This is a genomic window from Noviherbaspirillum sp. L7-7A (assembly GCF_019052805.1).
Classification (GTDB): domain Bacteria; phylum Pseudomonadota; class Gammaproteobacteria; order Burkholderiales; family Burkholderiaceae_D; genus Noviherbaspirillum_A.
Window position 1 is genome coordinate 507,010 of the sequence record NZ_JAHQRJ010000003.1, and the last position, 16,820, is coordinate 523,829.

The 16,820-nt window shown below is 64.1% G+C and carries 16 protein-coding genes; 5 read left to right on the forward strand and 11 right to left on the reverse strand.

What is annotated here, in order from left to right:
* Positions 1–311: 311 nt before the first annotated feature.
* From KTQ42_RS23735 to KTQ42_RS23745, 3 genes are all read right to left on the reverse strand, one after another.
* Positions 312–827: a DUF1269 domain-containing protein gene (locus tag KTQ42_RS23735; RefSeq protein ID WP_217348067.1), complete on the reverse strand. Its 516-nt coding sequence runs from the start codon at positions 825–827 to the stop codon at positions 312–314.
* 148 nt (positions 828–975) lie between these two features.
* Positions 976–2,583, reverse strand: a complete 1,608-nt coding sequence (locus tag KTQ42_RS23740; protein ID WP_217348068.1) for a gamma-glutamyltransferase family protein — start codon at positions 2,581–2,583, stop codon at positions 976–978.
* Between the two features lie 163 nt (positions 2,584–2,746).
* On the reverse strand, positions 2,747–3,772 hold the full coding sequence (locus tag KTQ42_RS23745) for a tripartite tricarboxylate transporter substrate binding protein (protein WP_217348069.1): 1,026 nt from the start codon (positions 3,770–3,772) through the stop codon (positions 2,747–2,749).
* Between the two features lie 309 nt (positions 3,773–4,081).
* On the opposite strand from KTQ42_RS23745, the gene KTQ42_RS23750 reads away from it, so the two are divergent.
* The 4 genes from KTQ42_RS23750 to gstA all read left to right on the forward strand — a co-directional run bounded on the left by KTQ42_RS23750 (position 4,082) and on the right by gstA (position 7,876).
* Positions 4,082–4,810 (forward strand): GntR family transcriptional regulator, encoded by a 729-nt coding sequence (locus KTQ42_RS23750; protein ID WP_249223078.1) that lies wholly within the window; start codon positions 4,082–4,084, stop codon positions 4,808–4,810.
* A complete protein-coding gene (locus KTQ42_RS23755) occupies positions 4,788–5,771 on the forward strand; it encodes a tripartite tricarboxylate transporter substrate binding protein (RefSeq protein ID WP_217348070.1) in 984 nt (327 codons plus the stop codon). The genes KTQ42_RS23750 and KTQ42_RS23755 overlap by 23 nt, the downstream gene beginning before the upstream one ends.
* Positions 5,772–5,804: 33 nt before the next feature.
* A complete protein-coding gene (locus KTQ42_RS23760) occupies positions 5,805–7,181 on the forward strand; it encodes an MmgE/PrpD family protein (protein WP_217348071.1) in 1,377 nt (458 codons plus the stop codon).
* An 86-nt stretch (positions 7,182–7,267) separates the two neighbouring features.
* Complete coding sequence (gstA, locus tag KTQ42_RS23765) at positions 7,268–7,876, forward strand: glutathione transferase GstA (RefSeq protein ID WP_217348072.1); 609 nt, start codon at positions 7,268–7,270, stop codon at positions 7,874–7,876.
* 39 nt (positions 7,877–7,915) lie between these two features.
* On the opposite strand, the gene KTQ42_RS23770 is transcribed toward gstA, so the two are convergent.
* The 8 genes from KTQ42_RS23770 to KTQ42_RS23805 form a co-directional block, all read right to left on the reverse strand.
* Complete coding sequence (locus KTQ42_RS23770) at positions 7,916–8,506, reverse strand: flavin reductase family protein (RefSeq protein WP_217348111.1); 591 nt, start codon at positions 8,504–8,506, stop codon at positions 7,916–7,918.
* A gap of 29 nt (positions 8,507–8,535) precedes the next feature.
* Complete coding sequence (locus tag KTQ42_RS23775; RefSeq protein ID WP_217348073.1) at positions 8,536–9,888, reverse strand: glycosyltransferase; 1,353 nt, start codon at positions 9,886–9,888, stop codon at positions 8,536–8,538.
* A gap of 160 nt (positions 9,889–10,048) precedes the next feature.
* Positions 10,049–10,273, reverse strand: coding sequence for a hypothetical protein (locus tag KTQ42_RS23780; protein ID WP_217348074.1), 225 nt, complete (start codon positions 10,271–10,273; stop codon positions 10,049–10,051).
* A gap of 761 nt (positions 10,274–11,034) precedes the next feature.
* Positions 11,035–11,361, reverse strand: a complete 327-nt coding sequence (locus tag KTQ42_RS23785) for a hypothetical protein (protein WP_217348112.1) — start codon at positions 11,359–11,361, stop codon at positions 11,035–11,037.
* A 242-nt stretch (positions 11,362–11,603) separates the two neighbouring features.
* Positions 11,604–13,166, reverse strand: coding sequence for a phospholipase D family protein (locus tag KTQ42_RS23790; protein ID WP_217348075.1), 1,563 nt, complete (start codon positions 13,164–13,166; stop codon positions 11,604–11,606).
* Positions 13,167–13,229: 63 nt separating this feature from the next.
* Entirely contained in the window at positions 13,230–13,508 is a 279-nt protein-coding gene (locus KTQ42_RS23795; RefSeq protein ID WP_217348076.1) for a PsiF family protein, read from the reverse strand.
* A 14-nt stretch (positions 13,509–13,522) separates the two neighbouring features.
* Positions 13,523–13,879 (reverse strand): four-helix bundle copper-binding protein, encoded by a 357-nt coding sequence (locus KTQ42_RS23800; protein ID WP_217348077.1) that lies wholly within the window; start codon positions 13,877–13,879, stop codon positions 13,523–13,525.
* A 147-nt stretch (positions 13,880–14,026) separates the two neighbouring features.
* Positions 14,027–15,451 (reverse strand): MFS transporter, encoded by a 1,425-nt coding sequence (locus KTQ42_RS23805; protein ID WP_349292193.1) that lies wholly within the window; start codon positions 15,449–15,451, stop codon positions 14,027–14,029.
* 156 nt (positions 15,452–15,607) lie between these two features.
* Between KTQ42_RS23805 and KTQ42_RS23810 the strand changes: the two genes are divergently transcribed.
* On the forward strand, positions 15,608–16,534 hold the full coding sequence (locus tag KTQ42_RS23810; protein WP_217348078.1) for a LysR substrate-binding domain-containing protein: 927 nt from the start codon (positions 15,608–15,610) through the stop codon (positions 16,532–16,534).
* Positions 16,535–16,820 lie beyond the last annotated feature (286 nt).

Below are 16,820 nucleotides of genomic sequence, written 5' to 3' on the forward strand. Positions count from 1 at the left end.
GCATGCGCTCGCGTTTGATAAACGATAGTAATCCGCCTTGGCATAGCCAGCCAATGGAACGCTGTTGTCATTTCTATTACGGGCGGCCGTTAATGGATCGGCCGCAATGGTTCAGCTGCCATGATCCAGCATGGCGTAGCGGCTCGACTTTTCAGAAGTATTGGATAAATTCCCAGCTTTTACGCTTCTCGCAATGCCAATTCCCCAGCTGCAAGGAATGGATGTTGTAGCCACTGAACCGCACCATGGTCTTGCCGGTTTCCATGGCGGTATTCCGATGGAAACCGGCACCAGCTGGCTAACCGCTTTTTCTATGGGAAAGTCGGTATATGCGCTTCCTCGCCGCGGAAATGCATTTCCGCATGGCGCTGCGCCAGCAGGGTTTCAAGCTCGTCGACCCGGCCGGATGGCACGTCCACCATCAGCAGGATGCTGCCCTTCTGCAGTTCATCATCGAAGGCAGCCAGGCGCGAATTGGGCAGGGAGGCGCCCTGCATGCTGGACGCCCAGGCGCCGAACAGCATGCCGGCCAGCGCTGCGGCGACCATGAAAGCCGCCTTTATGCCGGCGCCATCGATGTCGAAGTAATACAGCAGGCTACCGCCGGCCAACAGGCCCAGGACGGCACCCATGGCCATGCCCATTTCGGCGCCGCGCACGACGTCGGTTCTTTGCATCAGGCTCGCGCCGGGCAGATCCGGCGGCAACGGCTGGCCGCCGGTCAGGAAACGGATATGCCGGCACTCGATGCGCGCCAGCAGCAGGTCGTTCATCGTGGCTCGGGCGGCAGAGAGGTCGGGCAGCAGGTAGTACAGGCGATGTCTCATGATGGTCTCCTTCGCATTGTGGCCTGCGCCTGGCCCAGGGCGGGCTGCCGTAGGCCAGGCGCAGGCTGCGTAAGACCAGTATAGAAAGCGCGCCGGAAAAGTCCCGGATTCTTTCGGCGCTTTTGCCACCTGCGTGCCTGTGCGGCGGCTACATGCCGACCGGATAACCATCCTTGCGGTGGTCCGAGGCCGCCACATAGCCGCCTTCGGTACGCATGGCTACCTGGGCGCAGCCGAACTCGGTATCGAAGCGCGGCGCAACCTTCACCGTGTGGCCACGCTGGCGCAGCCCCTCGATCGCCTCGGGCGGAAAATTCCATTCCACCGCGATGGTGGTGTTGTCGTCCATCACCCGCCAGCGCGGCGCATCGCTGGCGGCCTGCGGATTCAGGCCGTGGTCGGCGATGCGCGCGGTCATCTGCACATGGCCCTGCGCCTGCATGGAGCCGCCCATCACGCCGAAGCTGGCCAGCGGCGCCCCGTTGCGCATCAAAAAGCCCGGAATGATGGTGTGGAAAGGCCGCTTGCCAGGTGCCACCTGGTTCGGATGCCCTTCCTTCAGGGTAAAGCCCCAGCCGCGGTTGTGCAGGGCGATGCCGGTGTCGGGAACCACCACGCCCGAGCCGAAGCCCTTAAAGTTGGACTGGATCAGCGAAATCATCATACCGTTCTCGTCGGCCGCCGTGAGATAAACGGTGCCGCCGGAATGCGGATTGCCAGCGCGGGCCGGCGCGGCGCGCTGCGGGTCGATCAGCTGCGCCCGGCGCTTCAGGTAGTCGCGGTCCAGCAGGTCGGTGGCGGTCACGGTTTTCATGGCATCGGGGTCGGCCACGTATTCGGCCATATCCGCAAAGGCCAGCTTCATGGCTTCCAGCTGCAGGTGGACGGTTGCGGCGGTGTCCAGACCGGTGGCCTGCATGTCGAAATGCGCCAGCATGCCCAGCGCCATCAGCGCGCCGATGCCCTGCCCGTTGGGGCCGATTTCCAGCAGTTCGAGGTCGCGGTATTGCATGCCGATCGGGTCGACCCAGTCGACGCGGTGGGCTGCCAGGTCGGCTTCAGTGAGCGCACCGCCGGTATTTCTGGCATGCGCCGCGATCGCCGCCGCTAGTTCGCCATGATAGAAGTCGTCACCTTTGCTGGCGGCGATGCGCTCCAGCGTGCGCGCCTGGCCGGGGCAAATGAAGCGCTCGCCCGGCAGCGGCGCCCTGCCCTGCGGCGCGAAGGCTTCACGGTAGCCGGGCTGCGGTAGCATGTCGGCTACCTGGGCCTGCCATTGCCGGTGCACCGTGGGCGAAACCAAGTAGCCGTTGCGGGCATAGCGCAGGGCCGGCTCGAACAGGTCCGCGAACGGCAGCTTGCCGAACTTGTCCGACAGCGCACGCCAGGCCGACACCGTGCCCGGCACCGTGACAGAATCCCAGCCACGCATCGGCATTCCATCGCGGCCGGCGAAATAGTCGGGCGTCCATTTGGCCGGCGCCCGGCCAGAGGCATTTAGCCCGTGGATGCGGCTGCCGTCCCAAAGAATGGCAAAGGCGTCGCCGCCGATGCCATTCATGCAGGGCTCGACCACGGTCAGCGCAATGGCGGTGGCAAGCGCCGCGTCGACCGCATTGCCGCCGCGCGCGAAGATCTGCAGGCCGGCGGAAGCGGCCAGCGGTTGCGAGGTGCTGACCACATTGGACGCCAGCAGCGGCATGCGCTGCGAGGTATAGGGATAATCGAGCAGCGATGCCGACAGGTTGTTCTGCATGTCTTCCTCCATCTTATGGTTAGGCTGGTGCGGCGGACTCCAGCGGATTCCGGTGAATGCCGGCCGCCTGCGCCATGGGCCGGCCAGCATAGCGGCCGGCGCCAAAGTCGGCAATCGGCTATCTGCCGTCAGCAACCGCGCCTGGCCTGAGCGAGGCGCTCGTTTAGTCGAGCTTGACCTTCGCAGTTTCCACCACCTTGCCCCAGGTGCCGAATTCCTGCTCCATCATTCTGCCGAATTCCTGGGCGGGGGTGAACTTCAACTCGACGCCCTGCGCCTCCATCGCTTCCCGCATGCCAGGCGCGGACACCGCGCTCTGGATCGCGGCCGACAGCGCCTTGATGGCCGGCGCCGGCGTGCCCTTCGGCACCACGAAGCCGAACAGGTTATTGGCCTCGAAGCCCGGTACGCCGGCCTCCTGCACCGTGGGCACGTCCGGCAGCGACGACACCCGCTTGCCCGAGGCCACTGCCAGCACCTTGAGCTTGCCGGCCTTCACATGCGGCATCGAGGCCGGGATGCTGTCGAACATCATCGCCGAGCTGCCGGCAATCAGGTCCGGCAGGGCCTGCGAGCTGCCCTTGTACGGCACATGGAGCACATCGACGCCGGTCTTGATCTTGAACAGCTCCGACTCCAGGTGCGACAGCGTGCCCGGCCCCTGGGAAGCAAAGTTGTACTTGCCCGGCGCGGCCTTGAGGTAGCTGACCAACTCGCCCACGTTCTGGGCCGGGGTCGACAGCGGCACCACCAGCATATGCGGCACCGTGCCCACGCCCGCCACCGGCACGAAGTCGCGCAGCAGATGGGCCGGCTGGGCGGAATAGGCAGCCGCGGCGATGGCAGCATTGGTCACCGCGCCGAGGTAGATGGTGTAGCCGTCCGCCGGCGCGCGGGCCGCGGCGATCAGGCCGATATTGCCGCCGGCGCCAGGACGGTTTTCAACGATGACGCTCTGTCCAAGCGCCTCCGACATCTTCTGGCCGATGGCCCGCGCCAGCACGTCGGTGGCGCCGGCCGGCGGGAAGGAAAGCAGCAGGTGCACCGGCTTGTCGGGATAGACGGCATGCGCCGGCGCAGCCAGCATCAGGCCGGCGGCGACGGCCAAGAGGCCTGCCCTGGCTACGGCGCGGGAGAAGCGGTGAAACGGCTTTCGGACAGCGGGAGAGGCGCTTGCGTTCAGATTCATCGTTATGCCTTCAGCGGTTGGTCGTTTGAATAGGAAAGTAAGGTAATGCGACGATACGACGGCGGGCGGCACCGTCGCAGACATTTTCCTCCATGCAGCTTTCATGCCCGCAGCATCATGCCATACGCTTGGTTTGTCAGCGGGCAGCAAACATTGCCCCACTCGTTCTATGGCCGAACACGCACCACAAGTGAACCACTGCGCAGGTTTCAGGGCAACAAGCTTTTTTCCGGTCTTTGCCTGTCATCATGTTGTACGATATTCGTACATCGTATACGATCTACGAAATTCACAACAGAATTAACCGCTATGTCCCTGACCATGCCCTGGACCGAAGACAGCCCCGCCAGCAGCCTGCTGTCCCAGGTACGCGACGTACCGCTGGCGCACCTGGTGCGGGACGAGATCCTGGCGTCCATCCTGCGCGGCGAGTTCAGCCCGGGCGAGCGGATCACCGAGCCTACTATCGCGTCGCGCCTGGGCGTGTCGCGGGTACCGGTGCGCGAGGCGCTGCGCGACCTGGAGCACATGGGGCTGGTGGAATCGAAAAAACATGCCGGCGTGCTGGTGCGCCAGCTGTCCAACCGCGAAACCCGCGACCTGTACCAGTTGCGTTCGGTGCTGGACGCCTTTGCCGGCCGCGAGGCCGCCGCCAATGCCGACCCGACGCTGCTGGCCCTGCTGGAACAGCGGCTGACCGCGATGGATGCAGCAGTGCAGGCGCGCGACGTGATGGCGTATTACGAGGCCAACCTGCGTTTTCACTGGGACATCATCCATGCCAGCCGCAACCAGGAGATCTGCGGCATCTATCGCGGCGTGGTGCAGAAACTGCACATGGCGCGGCTGCGCAACCTGTCCACCGACGTCGGCATCCTGAATTCAATTAAAGAGCATCACGCCATCGTCGATGCCATCAAGAACAAGCGGGCCGACATCTGTGAAGCGCTGATGGCAAGCCACGTGAAAGCCGCCGGAGAGCGGCTCCAGAAAATACTATTCGAAGGAGACCATCATGAAGAGAAGATTAGCCTGTAAGACACTTGCGCTGACGCTGGGCATCGCCGCGCTGGCTGCGCCGCACCCGGCGCTGGCGCAGGATGCCTGGCCCAGCAAGCCGGTGAAGATCGTCGCGCCCGTGGCGCCGGGCGGAGGCGTAGACCTGGTGGCGAGAACCATCGCCGACCGCCTGAACAAGGCCTTTGGCCAGAGCTTCATCGTGGAAAACCAGAGCGGCGGCGGCGGCGTGATCGCGTCGCAGAACGTGACCCGGGCCGCGCCCGATGGCTACACCCTGATGCTGGGCTATGTCGGCACCCACGGCACCAATCCGGCGGTGCGCAAGGTGCCTTACGACGCCATCAACGGCTTCACGCCGATCGCCATGGTGGGCGGTACGCCGAATGTGCTGGTGGTCACGCCCAACCTGCCGGTGAAGTCGGTGCCCGAACTGGTGGCCTACCTGAAGGCCAACCCGGGCAAGGCCAGCTACGGCAGCGCCGGTCCCGGCACCCTGACCCACCTGGCGATGGAGCAGTTCAAGGAAAACACCAAGACCTTCATGGTGCATGCGCCTTACCGCGGCATTGGCCCGGCCATCATGGATGTGCTGGGCGGCCAGACGCAGGCAATGTTTCCCGGCCTGGCGGCGGCGCTGCCGCACATTAAGGGCGGCAAGTTGAAGCCGCTGGCCGTGACCGGCACCAGCCGCCACCGCCTGTTGCCGGAGGTGCCCACCATGGAAGAGCTGGGCTACAAGGGCTTTGATGGCGTGCAGTGGTATGGCATCGTCGGCCCGGCCGGCATGCCGCAGCCTATCGTGGCGAAGCTCAACACCGAGATCAACAAGCAGCTGGCCATGCCCGACCTGAAGGAAAAGCTCTCCGGCGAAGCGCTGGAGACGATGCCGATGACGCCCGAGCAGTTTGGCGACTACATCAAGAAGGACATCGCCAAATGGTCGGAGCTGGTCAAGGTCCGCAAGCTCGATATCGAATAACCGTTTCAACCTGTTAAACAAAGAAGGCAACACATGGCACGCAATACTACCGTCAAGGCCGACCACAACGCGCCTGCAATCACCGAAATGCTGGCGAAGTTCGTCGTCGATCATCCGTCCAGGGGCTGGGACGACAAGGTCGAGCGCGAAGCGCATCGCACCTTTGCGAACTGGGTAGGCTGCGCGATAGGCCCGTCCGGGCACGAAACCGTGCAGGCTGCGCTGGCCGCGGTCAATGAGCTGGCGCCAGCGCCGCAAGCCTCGCTGCTGGGCCGCACCGAGAAAGTCGACATGGCCAATGCTGCCTTGCTCAATGGCATCAGCTCGCATACCTTCGACTTCGACGACACCCACCTGAAGACCATCATCCACCCGGCCGGCCCGGTGGCTTCCGCGGTGCTGGCGCTGGGCGAGCATATCGGCGCGACCGGTCGCGCCATGCTGGATGCGCTGGTGCTGGGCATTGAGGTGTCATGCCGCGTCGGCAATGCTGTCTACCCAAACCACTATGACCGCGGCTGGCATATTACCGGTTCGACCGGCATGCTGGGCAGCGCCGCCGCCTGTTCGCGCCTGCTGGGCCTGGATGCGGAACGCACCCAGATGGCGCTGGGCATCGCGGCCTCGCAGCCGATCGGCCTGCGCGAGCAGTTCGGCACCATGACCAAGCCCTTCCATCCGGGTGGCGCGGCCAAGGCCGGCCTGATGGCGGCACTGATGGCAAAGCATGGCTATACCGCGTCGAAGCGGGCGCTGGAAGCGCCGCGCGGCCTGATGCAGGTGTTCTCGGACAAGACCGACTGGAGCGAGATCACCGAGCGCCTGGGCCAGACCTGGGAAATCGCGCTCAACACCTACAAGCCGTTTGCCTGCGGCATTGTGATCCATCCCAGCATCGACGGCTGCGTGCAGCTGCGCAACCAATACGACCTGAAGCCGGAACAAATCGCCAAGGTCACGCTGAAGGTGCATTCGCTGGTGCTGGAACTGACCGGCAAGAAGACGCCGGCCGATGGCCTGCAGGCCAAATTCAGCGTCTACCATTCCTGCGCCGCCGGCCTGATCTTCGGCCGCGCCGGCGAGCATGAATATGCCGACGAGATCGTCAACCGTCACGATGTGGTGGCGCTGCGCTCGAAGGTCGAAGCCATCGTCGACGACAGCATCGACGAAGCCTCGGCTGATCTCACCATCGAAACCACCGACGGCCGCGCCCTGCATGTGTTCGTCGAGCATGCGATCGGCAGCGTCGAGCGGCCCATGAGCGATGAACAGCTGAAAGCCAAATTCGTTGACCAGAGCGCGCCCGTGATCGGCCAGCAGAAGGCCGAGCAGGCATTCGCGTTGGCGATGCGGCTGGCCGACTGCGCCGATGCAAAGGAACTGCTGCAGGCAGCACGCCCTGACTGATTGCTCCCGCAGGGAATGAATGGGCGGGCGACCACGGAGCGACTCTGCTAGCATGGCCGCCCATTCAACCATTTCAGGGAAGCTCCATGAAACTCTTCTACTCGCCAGGCGCCTGTTCGATGGCGCCACATATCGTGGCACGCGAGGCTGGCATTCCGGTCGACCTGGTCAAGGTCGACATCCCCAACAAGAAGACCGAAGACGGCGGCGATTTCTGGCAGATCAATCCCAAGGGTTATGTGCCGGCGCTGCAGCTCGACGACGGCCGCGTGCTGACCGAAGTCGGCGTGATCTGCCAGTACCTGGCCGACCAGGCGCCCGCATCGAAGCTGGTGCCGCCGTTCGGCGCCTTCGAGCGCTATGAGCAGATGGCTGCGCTCAATTTCGCATCCACCGAAGTCCACAAGCAGATCGGCGCGCTGTTCAATCCCAGGCTGACGCCGGAGATGAAGGAAGTCCAGCTCGCCACCATCGCGCGTCGCCTCGACAGCCTGGAGAAGATGTTGGCTGGCAAGGACTTCATCGCCGGCAATAGCTTCAGCGCCGCCGACGCCTACCTGTTCACGGTGCTGAACTGGACCAACGTCCACAAGATCGACATGTCGAAGTGGCCGAATATCCAGGCCTATATGCGCCGCGTCGGTACCCGTCCGAAGGTGCAGGAAACCCTGAAGGCGGAAGGCCTGGTGAAGTAATTTCTCCACAGGCCTGTCGGTTCTTCGCTGGCGACAGTGTCAATCCCCGTCGCCGGCTGACATCGGCTCGCCGGTCGCATAAAAATGGCCGCCGGCGACATGATGCAGGCTGCGCCATTTAGGATCGGCCTGCTCGAAATGCCAGCGGCCATTGACGAAGGCATGGGTATCGGCCCAGGCGCCGACGACTTCGCCGATGAACAGGTCATAGGCCTGCTGGTTGTGCGGCTCGGGGATCAGCCTGCAGGCCAGCCAGGCCGAGCAGCCGGCCACGAATGGCAAGTCATATCCATCCATGGCGAACAGTTCTGCGCCGGCATGCCGCAGCTTGCCAGGGTCGTTGAACAGGCTGCAGCTTCCCAGCTGCTGGGTCAGCTGCAATTGAGCCACGGTCGGCACCTGGATCACGAAAGCGCCGCTGCGCTCGATCAGTTCGCGGGTCCGGGTGGCCTTGTCCAGCACCACGGTCAGCTTGGGCGGCGTGAAGTCGAGCGCGCAGGCCCATGCCGCGGCCATTACATTGGCCACGCCTTCATGCCGCGCCGACACCAGCACGGTGGGGCCGTGGTTGATCAGCCGGTAGGCCTTGGGCAGGTCGACTGGCGCTATCGATGAGGTCGTTGCATTCATTGCGGTCATTGCTTTCCTTCTGTTGTTCGTCAGGTGCCGTCGGGCTGCATGTCGGATTGCGCTGCGCATGGCGTTCCCCGCTGTGTATGGTGGCCATGCCCGCCGAGCATCCGAAGCTGCGCTTCGATCTCGTCGCAGGCACGCGCCACGCCATCTTCCTGGCGCGCCAGCGCAGCCAGGCTCTCGGCATTGGCGCGCACGCCTGTGTCGGCCAGCGCTGCATGCAACGCCCTTCCCAGCACACCCGCGCCAAAGCGCCTGGCGGGAATCACGCGGGCCGCGCCCAGCCGCGCCAGCCGCCGCGCATTATCCGCCTGATCGTGCGCCTGCGGCATGATGACCTGCGGCACGCCCGCCCGCATCGCACGAAAGATGGTGCCGATGCCGCCCGCATGCACCATCACCGCCGCATGTGGCAGCACCCCATCGAACGGCGCGTAATCGACCCGCATCGCCCAGTCCGGCAAGGGTGACGGCAGGCGCGCCGATGCCGACAGGCCGCTGGTTACCAGCAGCGCCCGCATGCCCTCCCTTGCCGCCGCGGCCAGCGCATGACGGTAGAAGTCGCCCGGCACGCCTGGCGCTGAGGATAGCGTAAATACCGCCAGCGGCCTGTCGCGCCGTTCCAGGAAAGCCTGCAACGCCGACGGCAGGGCCTGCTGCCCACCGACGTAGACTGCCGTGCCGGTCTGCACGGCAGAGGCCGGCCAGTCCGGCTGCCGCCCGCCCAGAAGCGGCGAAAACATGGCCAGCACCCGGCGCGGCGAATGCTGGCCTTCGTACATCGGATGCGGTTCGGCATCGAGCCTTAGTTCCTGCCTGAACGCCGCTACCGGCGCGACCCATTGCCGGGTGTGCTTGCGCACGTAGTAAAACACTCTGGCATGGAGCTCGGGATAGCGGGCGCACAGGTCCGGGAGCAAGGGCACTGGCAAATAGCCGGGGCGATCGTGCAGCGAGAACAGCGTCATTGGCTGAAACACGGCTGAGATCCAGGGCAGGCCGGTGCTGGCGGCCACCAGCGGCGCGGCCATTGCCATCAGCGACTGGCTGACCAGCAGGTCGGCATCTCGGGTGGCGAACAACAGGTCGGCATGGCTCTGCCGTATCGCCGGGGAGAGATAGTCACGATAGACAAACTCAGCGCCAGTTTTGGGATGCATGTAGCGCGCGAAGAAGGCGGCCGCATCGGGCGCGCCCGGCGGATCGGGCCGCATATGCCGGAATGCCAGGCCGGCCAATTCCACCCTGTCGCGGTGCTCCATGCTGGTGGCGATGCTCACCTTGTAGCCGCGCCGCTGCAGTTCTACCCCGATGGCAAGAAAGGGATACAGATCTCCTAGCGAGCCGGCGGTGGCGAACACGACGTGGTGCTGTTTCATGCATGCAGTCAGGGACAGTCAAGCCGGATATCTTGCCGCGCATGCCATGTCTTGTCGCGCCGGCGCAGGGTGTGCCTTGTCCAGGCTCATGCACGCCTGCCGTTACGCGATGCATCGCTGCCGGAAGTCAGGCTGGCGGGCATTGGCTCCTTTGCCGCCGTCAGATTTCCCTGTCGATGAAGCGGCAAGCCTCGGTCTTAGCCGCGTCGGCTGCCAACGCCGGCGTTTCCCAGCAGGTCTGCCGGCTCGCCCTGGCCTTGGTGCCGTTGACAATGAACGACCATGCCCATCGGCCGCCCCTTTTCTCGGTAAGGATTTCCACTCTGCAGCCCTTGTATTCAAAGCGTAGGGCACGGTTTCTGAGAACATTGATTGGCGTATGCATTTTGATTCTCGCCTCCGATCGTCAATGCAGCATTACCTTGCTGTCCGGATTCCGTTGCGGAACCAGCCGGCCATGGGCGGTCATCCCGCGCTGTCTCCGAAGAGCAAAGGAAATATCGTAGACGCGGGGATGCTGCCTGTCTGTATCCTGGAGTACATAGGCAAGCGGCTTGCTGACGATGCTCAGTGCCTGTGCTTTCCAGCGCGAAAAAACTCTGGCGGGCGTGCTTGGCTGAAGACCAGAGGCAGTCTGCGCTTGCGGGCTGAGGCGGGAATTTGGGTCCCTGTGCGACGCAAGAGACGTGAGCGCCAGGCAACTGCGCAGCTTCAGTGTCTTAACCCGAAAAAAGGGGAATAGCCGAGCTGGTCCTGCCCCCATCGCTGAACGGCACCACTGCCTTTTTTTCGGCAGCGCCGGAACCGGTCAATCTATCTGGCGCAGGCTTGAACGGATGATGGACAAACTGCTGCTTGTGACCGGCATTGCACGGCGTGGATGACTTGGCAGCGCATTACCACATTGAAATGGACACTCGTTCACGGTGCAGAGGGCTGTCTGCACCTTACCTGGCAGCATGGCATGAAGACAGGATCTGCAAGCCCAAGGAGCTAGAGCGGATTCAGAGGAATAGCCGAGGCCAATCAGCAGAAATGCAAGCGGCGCCACGAATGTGCAGCGCTGCCAAATCAGACGCGGCCCGCGCCACGATCATGTTACCCCATGTTCGCCATCGCAGGCCGTGGATCGATGAAGTGGGCTTCCTACTTCGCCGCGTCCGCCTCGCACTTCTTCATGAACGACGTCTTCGCCGCGCCTGCCAGCGGCTTGCCATTCTTGCCGACAGCCTTGGCTTCGCAGGACGCTGCCCCCGATCCACCACCCTCGCATTTCTTGACGAAGGACGCCTTGGCGGCGCCGGTCAATGGCTTACCGCTGGAAGACACCGCGCGCGCTTCGCAACTCGTTGCGCCCGGGGTGACCACTGCCGCTGGCGCGCCGGACTTGGCGGGCGCTGCTGGAGCCGCTGTCTGCGCATGGGCGCTCACGGAAAACAGGGCGGCGGCAAACAGTGCGAAGGACGTTTTCATCATGATTATTCTCCTGAGTTTTTTTGTGATGAGCCCATGGCTCAGAGTGATTAACGGATAAGTTGTTTAATAGTTGACAGTTTTCTGGCAATGAATGGATTCATTGCATCGGCTTTACGCTGCATCAAATGCGAGTCGATGACGTTGAAAGCATGCATGCAGCGTTATCTGCCCAAATTCGCTCGCGGGAAGGCGCGCATAGGCAAGTAGAGCAGCGATGCCGGAAACGTCGGATAAGCGCGTTAAAGCAGCGAATCGATCGGCAGCAACGACAGCAGCCAGACGGTGAAGCGCTGCCACAGCGTCGCGCCGGGCTCGGTGTCACGGAAGATAGTTTGGCCATCGCGCTGTTCGGTCCAGAACAGGCGGCCGTCCTTGCCCAGCTGCACTTGGTAGGCGCTGGCCGGAATACGCTGCACGAAGGCAGCGTCGAGCTGGCCCGCCAGCGTCGGGCTGTCGATCACGAAGCCCATCTCGGTGTTCAAGCGTGCCGAGCGCGGGTCGAAATTGAAGGAACCGACGAACAGCCGGCTGCGGTCGACCGAGAAAGTCTTGGCATGCAGGCTGGTGGCCGATGAACTGCCGCGCAGCGCCGCTTCGCGCTCGCCAGCTGGCCGCGGCGCCAGGCGCTTGAGTTCATACAGCTTCACGCCCGCCTCGAGCAGTGGCTCGCGGTGCTTGGCATAGCCGGCATGCACGGCCGCCACATCGGTGGCTTCGAGCGCATTGGTAAGGATATCGACCTCGACACCGCGGTCGGCCAGCTCGCTGAAGAACTCGACGCTTTCCGACGGCACGAAATAGGGCGACACCAGGCTGACACGCGATACCGGATCGCCAATCAGCGCCTTGAGCTTTTGCGGCACCAGCCCTGCCGGCTCGGCCCGCCCCAGCGCCTTGGCCGGGTCGTCGCTGACCATGCGCGTGACCGCCCATTCCAGCGGCAGCCTGGCCGCAGCCAGTTCCTGCACGAAGGAGGAAGCGCGCAGCGCCTGCATGTAGGCCGAGGTGGCCTCTTCAGTGCGCAGCTGAGCGGCCTCTGTCTCAAGCTTGGCCAGCGCATCGGGCGCAGCCGAGCCCAGCAGCAGCGGCGCCGGATAGGCCGAAGCGCTGCGCCAGTAAAGGTCGAAGTCGTCGGACACGGCCTGCACCACCGCGCCGATCGCCATTACGTCCAGATCGGAGAACAGCACGCCGCTGGTGGCGCCGAAGTATTCGTCGCCGACATTGCGGCCACCGATGATGGTAACCTGGTTGTCGGCGGTAAAGGACTTGTTGTGCATGCGCCGGTTGGCGCGGTGAAAGTCGGTGAGGTAGTTCAGCCAGCGCCAGTTGCGCGCCGTCAGCGGGTTGAACAGCCGCACCTCGATGCCGGGATGGGCGTCAAGCGCCGCAAGCGTGGCGTCCAGGCCGCTGGTGTTGTTGTCGTCCAGCAGCAGCCGCACCCGCACGCCGCGCTCTGCGGCTGCGCGCAAGGCGTCGAACAACAGGGTGCCTGTCATGTCCTTATGCCAGATGTAGTACTGTACATCCAGGCTGCGTTCGGCCGTCTGCGCCAGGTGCACCCGCGCGGCGAAGGCGTCGCGCGCATCGAGCAGCGGATGGATGCCGGACTGGCCCGGATGGACAGCCGCCAGCGGCGTGATTACCCGGCCAAGCCGGGTGCCGGCGGTATCGGTATAGGCATGCGACTGGCTGCGCGGCTCAAGCGGCGGCAGCGTGCCGCAGGCCGTCAGCAGGCACAGCAGCACCGCCAGCAATGCGCGGCGCAGACATTGGCAAGGTGAAGGCGGAAAACGAGCCATGCGGACGGCAAGGGAAATGAGGTATGCGCATCATACCCATGCCCTTGCCTTCTCCGCGCCGGCTCAGGGCTTGGACGTCTGCAAGGCCGGCTTGCTCGGGTCGCCCAGCGACTGCGGCGCCGTGGTGGCGTTGCCGACATTCTTCATGCAGCTGTTGAGGAAGGCCTTGCGCTGCTCGCCCTTGAGGCCCTTGTCCGTGGCCTGCTGGTTGCATTCCCGTGAGGTATCGCGGGGCGCTTCCAGCGGCGCCGCATTCGCCTTGGACGGCTGCGCGCTGCGGTCGGCGGAAAGCGCCGGGCTGGCCAGCATGGCGGCGGCAAGCATGATCATCAGTTTGTTCATGGCTGTCCTCCGGTTCAGTGCATGCCGTGCATCTGCGAGCAGCTTTCAGCGCAACGCCGGCACGCCTTGGCGCACAGCTGCATTTCGCCGTCGGGATCCTCATGCTCTTCGCACAGCGCGGCGCAGGCGGCGCAGATCTCAGCGCATTCCCCGGCCAGATGGGCATGGTGCGGCGAGCGCCTGGCCATGAAGTCGGCATGGGTCAGGCAGATCTGCGCGCAGTCCAGCAGCGCTACCAGGTGCTTGGCTTCGCTATGCGGATGGCTGCCATGCATTACATGGGCAGCGGTTTCGGTGCAGAGCCGGTGGCAGGCAAGGCAGTTTTCCAGGCATTGCTTCATTTCAGCGGACATCGCCGATGTTTGTTCCATGGCTATCTCCCAGTTCGTGGACGGTGACGGGCATTACGCCCCGGAACAGCCCAGCCTAACGACGCTGCCTGGACTGTCAAGCCAATCGCACACCTGACCAAGACCCGGACAAGCCGGGCTGCCGGCAGGCAAGCTGCTGCAACGGGCTCATGCCAGCGCCGGCAGCTTGCGCAGGGAGAGCGACAGCAGCAGCGTTAGACCCAGGCAAGCGCCGAGCGCGGCCACTACGCCCGGCCAGCCGCCGGCTTCCCAGACCCAGCCTGCCGCCGAGCCGATCACGCTGGCGCCGAGGTAATAGCAGGACAGATAGAGCGCCGAGGCCAGCGCCCGGTTTTCCAGCGCGCGGCGGCCGACCCAGCTGCTCGCGACCGAATGACCGCCGAAGAAGCCGAAAGTCAGCATCGCCACGCCGAGCACAATCAGGAAAATCGCATGCGAGAGCGTCAGCAACAGCCCGGCCAGCATGGTCAGCACCACGATCCAGAGCACGCGACGCCGGCCCAGCCGGTCTGACAGGCGGCCGATCCAGACCGAGCTGAACATGCCCATTAGGTAGAGCGAGAACACCAGGCTGACCGCCGACTGGCTCATGCCGAGTTCCGGTCCGAGCAGGCGAAAGCCAAGGTAGTTGAACACGCTGACGAACACGCCCACCAGTAGGAAGCCGATCAGGAACAGCCGTGGCAGGCCGCGGTCCTGGAAATGGCCAATGGTGCCGCTGGCCAGCGTGGCCAGCCGCACCGCACGTGGCTGGAAGTGTCGCGACGGCGGCAGACTGCGCCGGAATTCCAATGCCACCAGCAACGCCAGCACGCCGATCGCCGCCAGCGCGCCACGCCAGCCCAGGTAGTCCGCCAGCAGCGCGGTTGCCACCCTGCCCGTCATGCCGCCCAGCGCATTGCCGGCGATATAGAGGCCCATCGCATAGCCCAGCGATGCAGGGTCGAATTCCTCGCTGAGATAGGCCATGGCAACCGCCGGGATGCCGGCCACGGCAATGCCCAGCAGCACCCGCAGCAGCAGCAACTGGCTAAAATCGCCGACCAGGGCACAAGCGATCGCGCAAAGCGCGGACAGCATCAACGCCGAACTCATCGTGACGGCGCGGCCATACCGGTCCGACACCATGCTGGCCAGCAGCAGCGACAGTGCGAGCGCAGCGGTGGAGGCTGATAGCGACCAGCTGCTATGCGCCGCCGACACGCCGAATTCACGGGCAAACACGGGCAGCAGCGGCTGCACGCAGTACACCAGCGCGAAAGTGGCGAAACCACCGAGGAACAACGCGCGGTTGGCATTGCGAAAGGCTTTGGTGCCGCGCTGCAGTTTGGGTGGTAAGTCGGCGGATGCAGACGGGGCCGGCACCGGGATGGCGGCGGGTACAGACGGCATGGGAATGGTGGCAGCGGGTGCAGAAGGAATCGAGATGGTGGTGGCGGGTGAAGTCGGACTCAGCACGGGCATGGCGAAAACGGGTGATGAGAGCTTGGGCAGCCGGCTGCCGGCACTTGCCGAAGGGATAGCCAGCGCCACGATGGCGGCCGCGGGCGAAGAAGGATGTGGTACTGGCATGGCTGATGTTGCGGGACTGCCTGATGAATGCGGCACAGCATGTTTCCTTGGTAAGTGACGACGGACATGCGTCGAATGCTTCATCTTAGGATTGCGCTGTTATACCGTCCAATATATCTTTCTGGCTGTATTGATACTTTGAAAGTCTTACAGAACATGGAACTGCGCCACCTTCGTTACTTCGTCGCCGTCGCCGAGGAGCTGCATTTCACCCGCGCCGCCGAGCGGCTGCACATGGGGCAGCCGCCGCTGAGCCAGCAGATCCGGCTGCTGGAGGAGGAAGTGGGCGCCCGCCTGCTGGAACGCACCCGGCGCTGGGTACGCCTGACCCAAGCCGGCCGCCTGTTCCTGGCCGATGCCCGCCGCATCCTGGCCCTAGCCGACCAGGCCAGCGCCACGGCCCGCCGTGCCGAGCGCGGCGAAGTAGGCGAACTGCGCATTGGCTTCACCGCGTCCACGCCGCTTACCGACGTGTTCAACCGGGTGGTGAATGCGTACCGCAAGCAGTATCCGCAAGTGACGCTGACGATGATCGACCTGACCACGATGCGCCAGCTGCAAGCAATCACCGACCGCGTCATCGACCTTGGCTTCCTGCGCCCACCTGCCGGCGAGACGCCGCCCAACATCCACATCGTCAGCCTACGCCAGGAACCGCTGGTGCTGGTGGCGCCGGTGGGGCATCCACTGCTGAAGCAGCGGAAGATCCGGGTGGGGGATTTGGCGAGTCATCCCTTTGTAACCTTCCTGCCGGATGCAGGGACTGGCATTCAGCGCCAGGTGCTGCAGCTGTGCAGGGAGGCGGGGTTCGTGCCGGAGGTGGCGCTGCAGGCGGGGGAAGGGTCGACGATTATCGGGCTGGTGGCGGCGGGGTGCGGGATTTCGATATTGCCGGAGTCGTTTTCGGCGATTCGGGTTAAAGGGGTGCGGTATCGGACGTTGGCGGATGCGGGGGCGGTGACGGAGTTGATGCTGGCTTGCCGGGAGAGGGATAGTGGGGAGTTGGTGAGGGGGTTTTTTGAGATGGCTATGGGGGCTGGTGGGGAGGTGAAAGCTGGGGTAGGAGTGCGGAGTTGTAGGTAAATGCCGCTAATGAAACACTTCAAGGCCATTGAACTTCAATTCTTCCTGCGATTTCCAACGCTTTGTCCACCTCACTGCCGGCATAACGCGCACGCAGCCCATCGTAAGACAATCTGACCTATATCCGACTCAGCGCCCGCGGCGGTAATGCATGGCGACCGTCCCGTTGCGCAGCGGCCTCACCGAGATCGGATCAAGCCGTCGCGTGCTGAGCAGCCCGCTCTCGTACAGGGTCGGGCCGTGGCCGGCGATCCTGGGATGAACGAGGAATAAGTACTCGTCGATG